Origin of the sequence: Lacrimispora xylanisolvens (genome assembly GCF_002934545.1) — a bacterium.
Classification (GTDB): Bacteria; Bacillota; Clostridia; order Lachnospirales; family Lachnospiraceae; genus Lacrimispora; species Lacrimispora xylanisolvens.
In genome coordinates, this window is record NZ_PTJA01000003.1 from 217,918 (window position 1) to 230,751 (window position 12,834).

Sequence of the window (12,834 nt, forward strand, 5' to 3'; positions counted from 1 at the left end):
GTCTTTTTTATCAGGTAAAAGTAGAGATCTGTTAAAAAAAATGATGCATGTCTATTCTGCCATATCCCCATATGTTATTTGGATAGAAGTAAGCGTTATCACGTCTTGCGCAGCGTATGATCATACGGTTTGCCTTCACCCCGGTGATCGGAGTATGGTTCCCTCTGACAAATCCCCATTCCATTATCATTGCAGCAGCACCAGCGGCATGAGCGGCTGCAGCGCCGGTGCCAGTAAGCGTACCGTACCGGTTTTCCGGAAGAGCGCAGGGAATTTTAAAACCAGGAGCAGAAACATCCGGAACAATCTCGCCAAACCGGGAGAAACCTCTGCCGGATTCTTCCAGAAAACAGTTGTCAAGTTGATTATAAGCCGCTACTGTCAGGGGAACACGTGCATCACCTGGGGCAGTAATGGTGGTATTTGGATCTGATTGATAAAAACAGGTATCAGTAGTAATAAGGTTTCCCGAGGGGAGCCAGCAATGAAAGGAAAAGGGCTCATTCCCTTCGCTTTTAACCCTGCAGTGCCAGATGCCGGGTAAGGGATTGTTGAAACGTACCAGAATCATCTGATCTCCTGTAGAGCCCTCCAGAATAATATTATTGATTAAGACAGAACTCTGTCCCTGCAACAGATTGAAGGTCTGACAGGTATTAATGGAAGTATAGTGACTGCTCACTATTTCACAATCGGGAGAGTAAAGTTCAAGAGTGATCCGCCCAGCTGGAAATGGCCAGATTTCCATGGAGAACATTCGGTCCTCTGTCCCTACTTTTAAATCAAAGCTGCTGTAATAGGGCGGAGTATGAGAATAACAATAATAATGCCGCTTAAGGGCTGCTTCATTGCCTGCTGCAATGACAGTACCAATACGTGGCTGTCTGGTCAGCTGATCTAAATAGGAACTAAGAGGTCCACGGCCATCATGTCCCCCCTGACTGCTGCCCATGCAGATACAAAGAATCAGAGGCCGGTTTAACTGTTCCGCCACACCCAGAAGATATTGGATACCAAGCATAATATCAGATTCCTGATAACACAGGGAGTCTTTCGGAATAAAATAAATCTGCTTTAAATTATCTTTTGCTTCTTTTAGTTTTACAACAGCCAGCTTACTCTGTGGAACAATTCCCATAAAAGAATTTTCCTCATTATGGCTTCCTGATATGATACTGGAAATGGCAGTTCCGTGTCCGATTGTATCAACTTCAGGGACAATATTGAATGGAAGAGGAGATCTTAAAGCAGTATTAATATGATTCTTTGTATATTCAGAGCCAAACGCAAAACCGGACGGAGGCTTGCCGGTCTGATCAGTCTGGTCCCAGATTGAAAGTATTCGGGTTGTTCCATCGTGATTTTGAAAAGCAGGGTGGGAATAATCAATGCCTGTATCTATGATACCAATTACAATTCCAAGCCCCATATAATTAGAAAGAAGCTGGTCAGCAAGGGCGGCATAGTCGGGAGGATCCGTGGATATGTTGGAGGTCAGTGTAAAAACAGAAGGAAAATTTTCGTATGGATGTAAGCCTAAATCGCAGGCCTGCATGTTTTTTTTTGCCAGATGAAGCAGAGAATAGTCACTGTTTAATTTTGTGACATTTTCTGAAAAGTCATTAGAAGGGATCAGGGTGTTGCTGATGATAAAGTCATAATAATCATTATCCAGTATTTTGTTCATGACAAGCCTGCCTTTCTATATACAGTATATAACCATTTTATGCCAATGGAGGAACCAAATACCAAACAAATGACGGAATACAGGAAAAAACAAAAAAACGCCCATTGACAATTAGTCAGTACTGAGTATAATGAGAATTATAAATAGTCAGTACTGACTAAAAAGGAGCAGATTCTTATGATACCATTGTATATACTTGGAATATTACTACGCTTTGGACCACAGCACGGCTACCAGATTAAAAAAATTATGGAAGAGCAGCTGGAGGATTTTACTAAGATCAAATTACCTAATGTGTATTACCATCTTGAGAAGATGGAAGCTTCCGGCATTTTAACAGCCCTCAGAGATAAGCAAAGTGCCAGACCTGAAAAGACTGTTTACTTTGTGGGAGAGAGTGGGGCAGAAAAATTTAAGGAGCTGCTAAGGCAGACTCTGAATATGAATTACCGTCCGGTTTTTGATGCTGATGCTGCATTCTATTTTTCTGAATATCTGACTGCATCTGACTTTTTACAGAGTCTGACTCTTCATATCAGGAAGCTGGAACAGGTAATAAAGAGAATTGAAGATCACAGAACGGAGATGGAAAAAGTAATACCGGAAGAAATGAAGATTTATGCTGATATTATATTTAATCACCATCTGATGCATTACAAGGCTGAGCTGAGCTGGGCCGAAGAATCCATCGATGCGATTGGGAAGAAAGGAGCAGGTTATGACAGCAGCAAGAATAATTGAAACCAATGAGGGAATTCAGAGTGAAGTGACAGCAGAGATATTCGATGAGTTTGCAAAGGGTATGAGGGATAAGGGCTGGAATGGAGTTGCTGAGATGATGGCTTCCGGGATCAATGGGGGAGATATACTGGAAATAGGCCCTGGCCCTGGTTACGTTGGCCTGGAGCTGGCGAAACAGGTAAATCCCAGATCATTTACTGGCTGTGAGATCAGCCCTGCCATGATTCGTATTGCAGAGAAAAATGCCAGGGAATATGGAATTCCAGCTCGTTATGTACAGGGCAATGGAATGAATATGCCTTTTGAGGATGACACATTTGATGGTGTGGTATCCAATGGATCTCTCCATGAGTGGGAAAATCCAGTTCAGGTATTTAACGAGATTTACCGGGTTCTGCGCATGGGAGGAAGATATTGTATCACAGATATGAGACGGGATATTGGTTTTTTAAAAAAATATATGATATATTTCAGTACAAAGCCCAAAGAGATAAGACCTGGATTTCTTTCTTCGCTGTATGCATCTTATACTCAGGAAGAGATGCAGAAACTTCTTAACAGCAGCAGGCTTAAAGGGGGAGTAGTGGTAAAGGATTTTATGGGACTAAGTATAACCGGTGAGAAACACTAGCCGGTTCCTTTTGAACTAATTATTTTTCAATAAAAATGTTGACAAGAGAGAAAAAAAAGATTATATTGAGTATACACTCAATGAGTTGGTGGTCATTAATATGAAATCAAAAAGACAGATACAAAAAGAAAGTACCAGGCAGAAAATTATTGATACTGCATACCGGATCTATTCAGTGGAAGGTTTCTCCGCTTCAACAGCCAGAATTGCCAAAGAGGCTGGGGTCTCACATGGAACTGTTTTTGCCCATTTCCAGTCCCTGAATGAATTGCTGGAGTGCATCATTGGTGAGTTTCAGATCAGCCTTGCCGCTGAATTTCACAATATGGGAGAATCCAGTGCCAGTGTCAGTGACTTTCTTGATGCACATTTAAAGATTCTCATGGATCATGAGGAGTTTTATCTGCGCCTGATTACGGAGAGAAGCCTTTTGCCAGAAGAGGTACAGTATGTGTATGCGGATCATCAATCCACAATCGCCCATCATTTTAATCTCCTATTATCGAGAGAAATTAAGAATGGAATTGTAAAAGAGGTTCCTGTCCATATGCTTTTTAATACCTGGCTTGGCATGATCCATTATTATTTATGGAACAAGGATTTCTTTTCCCCGGATGAACCAGTTTTAGCCCGCTATGCAGGAGACTTGAAGCACACATTTTTAAGTCTGATTACGAAGTAGAAAAGGAGAGCAATATGAAGGTATGTATCGCCTGCGGTATGCCTATGGAAAAGAAATCGGATTTTCCACAGGGCGACGAGCAGAAAGAATACTGTGTTTATTGTGCCAGACCTGACGGAACCATGCGGTCTTTTGAAGAGGCAAAAGCCGGTATGACAACGTTTATTATGGAAACACAGGGGTTTGATGAATCAGCAGCAGAGAAAATTGCAGTGAGCAGTATGAAGAAACTGCCCGCCTGGAAGGATGAGTTTTCTAAAGAATAAACAGAGTCACATAGAAAGAGAGGAGTAAACGTATGCAGGTAAGCAATGCATTTTCAGTATTTGCACAGGAAGTACCGGAGGTTCAGACCCCATGGATGGAGATGATCCACAAGCTGGATTCAGTAAGCAGCCTTGATAAAAAGACAGAGGAACTTGCATATATAGCCGTTATGGCTGTTATGCGGCTGGAGAGTGGTCTGCCTTTCCATGTTCAGATGGCAAAAGCCCATGGAGCCACAAGAGAGGAAATAATCAGCAGCATTCTGGTGGGGCTGCCTGCAGCGGGTAATGTAGTAATTCAGGCGCTGCCCGTTGCACTGGAAGCTTATGATAAAGAATAAAGGTTGGAAAAGAGAAGGGAGAAAGCCGTGATTTCGGCTTTCTCCCTCTTGCTTATTCCAGTGTAAGATCTACACGATATTCTGTTTTTCCAGCCTGGAATGGGATCTCATTCCCCTCAATGGCAGAACCATCTACCAGGAAGGAAGAAATGTTATTGCCTGTTTCCCCTTTTCTTACTACATGAATGTGATAGGTAGCCCCCCTGAATTTACGGATCGCAGAAAATTCTCCGATTGAATCCGGAAGACAAGGGTTAACAATCAGCCCATGGAAGCCGGGACGTATTCCCAGGATGTGCTGGGAGATGCAGACAAAGGTCCAGGCAGCTGTGCCAGTCAGCCAGCTGTTCTTTGCTTCACCGAAATTAGCAGCATCCTTACCGGCGATCATCTGGGAATAGCAGTAAGGCTCTGTTTTATGGATCTCACTGATTTCCTCAGTATAAGCTGGAGCTGTTTTCCGGTATACTTCAAATGCACGGTTTCCTCTGCCAATCATGGTTTCTGCAATGGAAATCCACGGGTTATTGTGGCAGAATATGCCGGCATTTTCTTTATATCCTGGCGGATAGGAAGAAATTTCACCCAGCTCCTTATGGTATGTCTGATATGCCGGCTGATGCAGAACGATTCCATAGGTGGTATCAAGTCTTTCCTGTACACTGTCGAGAGCCTTCTTAGCCAGTCCTTCTTCAATTCCGATACCGCCCATTACGCAGAATCCCTGAGGTTCAATAAAGATCTGTCCCTCTCTGCACTCTTTAGAGCCGACTTTATTGCCAGCAGCATCGTAGGCTCTCAGGAACCATTCTCCATCCCAGCCGGATTTAAGGACTGCGTCATAAACCGCTTTTACAGAAGTCTCTGCTTCAATGGCTTCTTCTTCCAATCCCGTCATACGGCAGATTTCTGCGTATTCTTTTCCATACTTTACATACATTCCTGCAATCATCAGAGATTCCGCAACAGGTCCTTCAGACGGTCCGGTGGTCTGAAATGATTCTCCTGGCTCTGTTGAGAAGCAGTTTAAATTCAGACAGTCATTCCAGTCTGCACGGCCGATAAGCGGAAGCCCATGAGGTCCTAAATGGGATTTTGTAAATCCGAAGGAACGTCTTAAATGTTCCATTAAAGTCTGGCTTCTGTCAGCATCATTATCGAAAGGAACATTTTCTTTTAGAATATCCCAGTCGCCGGTTTCCCGTATGTATGCACTGACACCTGCGATAAGCCAGAGAGGATCGTCATTAAAACCGCTTCCAATGTCCATGTTTCCTCTTTTAGTAAGAGGCTGATACTGGTGATAAGCACTTCCGTCTTCAAACTGGGTAGAGGCAATATCAATGATGCGTTCTCTCGCCCGTTGGGGTATCATGTGCACGAAACCGAGTAAATCCTGGCAGGAATCCCGAAATCCCATCCCTCTTCCTGTTCCGGACTCGTAATAGGAGGCAGAACGGGACATGTTAAAGGTAACCATACATTGATACTGGTTCCAGATGTTAACCATGCGGGCTGTTTTTTCCTCATTCAGCGTTACGCTGTAGGTGGATAGAAGATCTGTCCAATACTGTTTCAGCTTTTCCAGCGCAGCTTCAATATCAGCAGCAGTGCGGTATTTTTTCAGCACAGCGTCAGATGGTGCTTTGTTAATCACATCTGGTGCACTCCATTTTAAATCAGGTTCATTCTCGGCATAACCAAGAACAAAAACAAAGGTTTTCTCCTCTCCGGGCTCTAAATGGAGTGTGATCCGGTGAGAACCGATGGGAGACCAGCCGCTTGCCATGGAATTACCGGAAGTATTTTTTTCTACCATAGCAGGGTTCTGATTGGAGCCATAGACACCTACAAAGGTATTCCGGTCAGTATCAAATCCCTGGATCTGAGAATTGACGGAATAATAGGCATAATGATTTCGTCTTTCTCTGTATTCCGTTTTATGGTAAATAACAGAACCTTCTACCTCAACTTCACCGGTACTGAAATTCCGCTGAAAATTGGTCATATCATCCATGGCATTCCACAGACAAAATTCCACATAAGAATACAGGGTAAAATCTTTGGATGCAGTGCTTTCGTTCTTTAATGTTACCTGGTTGATCTCGCAGGAGTCTCCCAGTGGTACAAAGGATGTCACATTGGCTTTTAAACCATTCTTCTTTCCAGTGAAACGGGTCACTCCAAGTCCATGACGGCATTCATAAAAATCCAACGGAGTCTTTGCAGGCTGCCAGCCCGGATTCCAAATAGTGCCGTTTTCATTAATGTAGTAGTAGTGTCCGTTGCTGTCCAGAGGAACATTATTGTAACGGTACCTTGTGAGCCGGAGCATCTTGGCATCTTTATAGAAGCTGTATCCCCCTCCGGTATTGGAAACCAGCGAAAAGAAATTCTCGCTTCCCAGATAATTGATCCACGGCAGAGGAGTATCTGGAGAAGTAATTACATATTCTTTGTCCTGGTCATTAAAATATCCATATTTCATAGTTGAATAACTCCTTCCTGTTGGATGACCCAAATCCCTAAAAACGACATTTTTCGAAAACGATTAAGAAAGATATTAGGGAGTTATACGGTCATAATAACGCGGGTTGAGAAAAAAAACAAGAGGAATCTTTGAAATTATAAGAGAAAAAATATATCAGCCTTTTTATTAATGTAAATATGCACAAAAACAGTGAATAAAAACTATTTAAACTAGACAAAAAAGAAAAAACATATTGATTTTTGTAAAAGAAAGGGGTATAGTGAAAATACGAAAACGATTAAGTTAAAAGGATGAGACATATGATTTCTATGAAAGAACTGGCACAGCACTGCGGGGTTTCCGTTGCCACAGTGAGCAAGGCGCTTAATGATCAGAGCGACATCGGGGAGAGTACTAAAATAAGAGTTAAGCAGGCAGCGGAAAAGCTGGGGTATTTTCCCAATGCTGCAGCAAGGTCCTTAAAGACAAACAGAAGCTATAACATAGGGGTTCTGTTCGTTGATGAGGCTAACAGCGGTCTGACCCATGAATATTTTGCCGCGGTTCTTGAAGGGTTTAAGGTAGAGGCGGAAAAGCAGGGTTATGATATTACGTTTATTAATGGGCAGATAGGAAAAAAGAAAGTTTCCTATTATGAACACTGCAAATACAGAAATGTAGACGGAGTGGTGATTGCCTGTGTTAAATTTGACAACCCTGAAGTGGTTGAACTGTTAAACGGGGACATTCCTGTTGTAACAATCGATCACATCAATGAAAACTGTTCTTCTGTATTGTCCGATAACGTAAAAGGCATTGAAAGTCTGATGGAATATGTTTACGAAAAAGGACATAGAAAGATTGCTTACATACACGGACAGGCGAGCACTACCGTTACAAAAGCCAGACTCACCAGCTTCTATCGATTTCTTGAAAGCCGGGAACTTTCAGTACCAGATGATTATGTACTGGAAGCAGACTATCTGGATGTCAGCCAGGCTATGGCATGTACCAGTGAGTTGTTAGACAGAAAAGATCCACCAACCTGTATTCTATATCCGGATGATACCGCACTGATCGGCGGACTGAATGAAATCCGGAGGAGGGATTTAAGGGTTCCAGATGATATCTCAATAGCCGGATATGACGGCAGCAGATTATCACAGATATTAAACCCAAGGCTTACTACCATTCGCCAGGATACATCAGCAATTGGTATGCAGGCCGCTAAAAAACTGATAAGCACGATCGATAAACCGAAGACGACTTTCACGGAACAGATTATTGTGGAAGGCGAACTGATTACAGGGGAATCGGTTGGTAATGCTAATATTTCATGATAGTAATATCAGAAAAGGAGAGGGAAATATGAAGAAGAAAGTTGTAAGCGGATTATTATGCGCGGTGATGGCAGCTTCACTGGTTGCCGGATGCTCCTCAAAGAGCGCACCGAGCGAAAGCGGAAGCACAGCTGCAGACACGACCACTGCCAAGGAAACTGAGGCAAAGACGGAGACGCAGAAAGAAGCTGGTGGTGAAGGAGGAAAAGTGATTAATATTTATGTCTGGAACGATGAATTCAAAGCCAGATATGAAGATTATTATGCTTCCAAACTTCCGGCAGGTTATAAGGTTAATTTTGTGACAACTCCCAGTGAGAACAACGCCTATCAGAATGCTCTTGATGAAGCACTGTTAAATCAGAATGACGCAAAGCCTGATGATAAAGTGGATATGTTCCTGGTTGAAGCAGATTACATTCTGAAGTATGTAAATTCCGACGCCACCATGGATTTAAAGGATGTTGGTGTTACGGAACAGGATATGTCAAAGCAGTATGACTATACGAAAGTAATCGCTAAGGATTCCAAGGGAGCACAAAAAGGTATTTCATGGCAGGGCTGCCCAGGACTTTATATTTATCGCCGCTCCATTGCCAAAGCAGTACTTGGAACCGATGATCCTGCAGAAGTTCAAAAAGCGATTAATGACTGGGACTCTTTTGACAAAACAGCTGCCAAGATGAAAGACAAAGGTTATTTTATGCTTTCCGGCTATGATGATTCTTACCGTACTTTCTCTAACAATGTAGCTGCTCCATGGGTAAATGGAAAGAAGATAGCTATTGATCCAAACCTTGAAAAATGGGTTGATCAGACAAAGAAATACACAGACAGCGGTTACAATCAGAAGACCACACTCTGGGCAGCTGAATGGGCTTCCGGACAGGGTCCTGAAGGAAAAGTATTTGGTTATTTCATGCCTGCATGGGGCGTAGATTTCGTTCTTGCTAAAAACTCTCTTGCAAAAGCAGAAGCAGACGGAGGAAAGCAGGAAGTAGGGAATGGTGTTTACGGTGACTGGGCTGCAACCATTGGACCAGAATCCTATAACTGGGGTGGAACCTGGCTGTGTGCAGCAACTGGTACGGATAACGCTGATATCGTAGCAGATATTATGAAGACAATCTGCTGTGATGATGCAACCATGAAGAAAATTGTAGAAGAGAAGAATGACTTTGTTAATAACAAGACAGTTATGGAAGCTCTTGCAAAGGGCGATTACAAGTCAGCGTTCCTTGGCGGACAGAATCCTCTTCAGATGTACTGTGACGCTGCAGAGAAGATCGATATGAGCAAGATTTCTCCTTATGATCAGGGTCTGAATGAAAGCTTCCAGAATGCTATGCATGATTATTTTAACGGTACTGTAGACAAAGATACAGCACTTAAGAATTTCTACATTTCAGCACAAGAGAAGTATCCGGAATTAGAAACACAGTAGCAGCAAAATACAGGGCGGGATTTTCCCGCCCTGTATGAAAACAGGAGGCTCCATCATGGTAAGAGAAAAAAAGGCAAAAGCCAGAAAGAAAGTCAGCTATTCAAAATGGGGATATATTTTTTTAATACCTTTCTTTGCTACATATTTAATATTTTCCTTTATCCCCCTGGTAACTACGTTTTATAACAGCATGTTTGAAAATTACCGTTCAGGGTTAACCCAGATCGGACCTAATTTTGTGGGATTTGAAAATTATATTTCTATTTTTCAGAGTGATCTCCTGAAATACCTGGGCAATACGGTGATTCTCTGGATAATCGGTTTTATTCCTCAGATTTTCTTTTCCCTGATTCTGGCGGTTTGGTTTGCTGATTTCAGAATGAAGCTAAGAGGAAGTACTTTTTTCAAGACAATTATTTATCTTCCTAATGTAATTATGGCAGCGTCTTTTGCCATGCTGTTTTTTGCCCTGTTTTCAGATGACGGTCCAATGAACAATCTTTTGATAAGAATGGGACTGATCGACAGTCCGATCCGTTATCTCACCACAGTATGGGGAACCAGGGGACTGGTAGGTTTTATGAATTTTATGATGTGGTTTGGCAATACCACCATCCTTTTGATGGCGGCTATTTTAGGAGTGGATTCTGCTTTGTTTGAAGCTGCGGCCATCGATGGGGCGAAATCTCTTCAGATATTCACCAAAATTACCATGCCTACCATTAAACCCATTTTTATTTATGTGCTGATTACTTCACTCATCGGCGGACTGCAGATGTTTGATGTACCCCAGGTACTTACCAATGGAAAAGGTACACCTGACCGGACCAGCATGACGTTAATTATGTTTCTGAACAATCATTTATACAGCAAAAACTACGGTATGGCAGGAGCGTTATCTGTAATACTCTTCATTATAACAGCAGCACTCAGTCTCGTAGTATTTTTCATACTTACCGGTTCAGGTAAAGAGAAAGGAGGATCAAGATAATGGGAAAAATGAAGAATTTAAAAAAGGCAGCAGCCTATATTGTATTGACACTCTTATCGTTTCTTTGCCTTTTTTTCTTTTATTGCCTGATCATCAATGCGACCAGATCCCATCCGGAAATAGCTAAGGGATTCTCATTTTTACCGGGAAAATCATTTGGTCCTAACTTATTTAACGTACTGCACAACAAGAATCTGCCTGTAGTAAGTGGAATAATAAACAGCTTATTTATTGCCAGTGCATCTGCAGCTCTTTCGGTATACGTATCAGCACTGACTGCATACGCGATTCACGCCTATGAATTTAAGTTCAGAAATGCTGTTTATCTTTTTATCATCCTGATTATGATGATTCCCAATCAGGTAACCACCCTTGGATTTTTAAGCCTGATTGGTAAAATGGGGCTTATGGACAGTTTTGTTCCACTAATTCTTCCATCTATGGCTGCACCAGTGGTATTTTATTTTATGGTTTCTTATTTTCAGAGTAATTTACCCTTAGAAATCGTGGAATCAGCCAGAATCGACGGATCCAATGAATTTTTCACCTTTAATTATATTGTAATTCCAATTGTAAAGCCTGCTTTGGCAGTACAGGGAATCTTCGCATTCGTGGCTTCCTGGAATAATTATTTTGTTCCTTCTCTTGTACTTAAATCCAATACGAAAAAAACACTTCCCATTCTGATTGCCCAGCTGCGAAGTGCAGATTTCTTAAAATTTGACATGGGTCAGGTTTATATGCTGATTACCATTGCCATTGTACCGGTTGCAATCATCTATCTGTGCCTGTCAAAATTCATCATTGGTGGTGTGACAGCAGGAAGTGTGAAAGGATAGATACGATGGACTGGAAAAAAGACTTTATATGGGGAACCGCAACTTCATCCTATCAGATAGAGGGGGCAGCTTTTGAGGATGGAAAAGGGCTGTCTGTATGGGATGTCTTTGTAAGAGAGAAAGGCAGAATTTTTGAAGGACATACGGGAGACGTGGCATGTGATCATTACCACCGGATGAAGGAGGATGTAGCCCTGCTTGCAGAACTCGGAGTGGGGGCTTACCGCTTTTCCGTTTCCTGGCCAAGAATTATGCCTCATGGTACCGGAAGTGTCAATGAAACGGGGCTTAAATTCTATTCAGATCTGATTGATGAACTGTTAAAGCATCATATTACTCCATATGTGACCTTGTTTCATTGGGATTATCCCAATGAACTGGAGATGCAGGGCGGATGGTTAAATCCCAGCAGCCCTGATTGGTTTGCCCAATATACAGCAGTTGTAGCAAACGCATTTGGAGACCGGGTAAAGCATTACTTCACGTTTAACGAGCCTCAGATATTTACCTGGCTTGGATATGACAGATGCACCCATGCTCCTGGAATCAAATATCCGGTCGGCAGAATCCTTGCCATGTGCCGGAATATTGCTTTGGCACATGGGAAATCTGTGCAGAAATTAAGGGAGTTGGTACCAGATTGCCGGGTAGGATATGCACCTACCTGCGGCAATGCCTACTGGCCTGTAGAAGAAACTGAATTGCTGGCTGCAAAAGCAAAGGAGCTGCAGGATTCCATAGGAGCGGAAGACTGGATTCATTCTTCCGCATTCTGGAATGAACTGTTTATAAAAGGAAGATTTCACCGGCAATGTCCTCAATTATTCGGGGATGACCTGCCAGAATTATCGGAAGGGGACCGGCTGCTGATCAGCCAGCCTCTTGATTTTTGTGGGATGAATCTCTATCAGGGAACCTCTGTTTGCTTATCCGAAGCAGGTGAGCTGATTCTGGGTGAACTTCCTGCCGGGCATGGGAAGACTGGAATGGGCTGGCCCATTACTCCGAAAGCCATGTACTGGGCAGTAAAAAACTTTTATGATACTTACCAGCTGCCTTTGTTTATTACAGAGAACGGTATGTCAGCCCTGGATGTAATATCCTTAGATGGCGGTGTTCATGATCCGTGCAGAATTGATTACCTGGAGCGCCATCTGTCTGAACTGAAGCGCGCAGTATCAGACGGAGCGAAGGTGGAAGGGTACTTTTTATGGAGCTTTCTGGACAATTTTGAATGGGAAAAGGGTTATGATGACCGGTTTGGAATAGTTTATGTAGATTATGAGACCCAGAGAAGAGTACCAAAGGACAGCTTTTACTGGTATCAGAATACAATCAAATCGTAATATTATTGAAAAAGGACCATTGCTCCATATGTGTAAATCACTTATGGAGCAATGGT

12 protein-coding genes are annotated in these 12,834 nt (G+C 42.5%); 10 read left to right on the plus strand and 2 right to left on the minus strand.

The window, feature by feature from the left end; genetic code table 11:
• Positions 1–31: 31 nt before the first annotated feature.
• Entirely contained in the window at positions 32–1,687 is a 1,656-nt protein-coding gene (locus tag BXY41_RS06690; protein ID WP_104436050.1) for a S8 family peptidase, read from the minus strand.
• Positions 1,688–1,864: 177 nt separating this feature from the next.
• Between BXY41_RS06690 and BXY41_RS06695 the strand changes: the two genes are divergently transcribed.
• From BXY41_RS06695 to BXY41_RS06715, 5 genes are all read left to right on the plus strand, one after another.
• Complete coding sequence (locus BXY41_RS06695) at positions 1,865–2,428, plus strand: PadR family transcriptional regulator (RefSeq protein WP_104436051.1); 564 nt, start codon at positions 1,865–1,867, stop codon at positions 2,426–2,428.
• A complete protein-coding gene (locus BXY41_RS06700; protein WP_104436052.1) occupies positions 2,406–3,059 on the plus strand; it encodes a class I SAM-dependent methyltransferase in 654 nt (217 codons plus the stop codon). The genes BXY41_RS06695 and BXY41_RS06700 overlap by 23 nt, the downstream gene beginning before the upstream one ends.
• Positions 3,060–3,159: 100 nt before the next feature.
• On the plus strand, positions 3,160–3,741 hold the full coding sequence (locus BXY41_RS06705) for a TetR/AcrR family transcriptional regulator (RefSeq protein WP_104436053.1): 582 nt from the start codon (positions 3,160–3,162) through the stop codon (positions 3,739–3,741).
• A 14-nt stretch (positions 3,742–3,755) separates the two neighbouring features.
• Positions 3,756–4,007, plus strand: coding sequence for a zinc ribbon domain-containing protein (locus BXY41_RS06710; protein ID WP_104436054.1), 252 nt, complete (start codon positions 3,756–3,758; stop codon positions 4,005–4,007).
• A 32-nt stretch (positions 4,008–4,039) separates the two neighbouring features.
• Positions 4,040–4,348 (plus strand): carboxymuconolactone decarboxylase family protein, encoded by a 309-nt coding sequence (locus BXY41_RS06715; RefSeq protein WP_104436055.1) that lies wholly within the window; start codon positions 4,040–4,042, stop codon positions 4,346–4,348.
• 52 nt (positions 4,349–4,400) lie between these two features.
• Here BXY41_RS06715 and BXY41_RS06720 read toward each other — a convergent pair whose 3' ends face one another.
• The gene (locus BXY41_RS06720) at positions 4,401–6,836 is read right to left on the minus strand and encodes a glycoside hydrolase family 94 protein (protein WP_104436056.1); all 2,436 of its coding nucleotides are present in this window, start codon (positions 6,834–6,836) and stop codon (positions 4,401–4,403) included.
• A gap of 302 nt (positions 6,837–7,138) precedes the next feature.
• On the opposite strand from BXY41_RS06720, the gene BXY41_RS06725 reads away from it, so the two are divergent.
• Genes BXY41_RS06725 through BXY41_RS06745 form a run of 5 tightly spaced genes read left to right on the plus strand, consistent with a single transcriptional unit; the run spans position 7,139 to position 12,778 of the window.
• Positions 7,139–8,158 (plus strand): LacI family DNA-binding transcriptional regulator, encoded by a 1,020-nt coding sequence (locus BXY41_RS06725; RefSeq protein WP_104436057.1) that lies wholly within the window; start codon positions 7,139–7,141, stop codon positions 8,156–8,158.
• A gap of 28 nt (positions 8,159–8,186) precedes the next feature.
• A complete protein-coding gene (locus BXY41_RS06730; RefSeq protein ID WP_104436311.1) occupies positions 8,187–9,602 on the plus strand; it encodes a type 2 periplasmic-binding domain-containing protein in 1,416 nt (471 codons plus the stop codon).
• 55 nt (positions 9,603–9,657) lie between these two features.
• Positions 9,658–10,593 carry a carbohydrate ABC transporter permease gene (locus BXY41_RS06735; RefSeq protein ID WP_104436058.1) on the plus strand — a complete coding sequence of 312 codons (936 nt, stop codon included), beginning with the start codon at positions 9,658–9,660 and terminating at the stop codon, positions 10,591–10,593.
• Positions 10,593–11,432: a carbohydrate ABC transporter permease gene (locus BXY41_RS06740; protein WP_104436059.1), complete on the plus strand. Its 840-nt coding sequence runs from the start codon at positions 10,593–10,595 to the stop codon at positions 11,430–11,432. Before BXY41_RS06735 ends, BXY41_RS06740 begins: the two co-directional genes overlap by 1 nt.
• Positions 11,433–11,437: 5 nt before the next feature.
• On the plus strand, positions 11,438–12,778 hold the full coding sequence (locus BXY41_RS06745) for a GH1 family beta-glucosidase (RefSeq protein ID WP_104436060.1): 1,341 nt from the start codon (positions 11,438–11,440) through the stop codon (positions 12,776–12,778).
• The last annotated feature ends 56 nt before the right edge of the window (positions 12,779–12,834 follow it).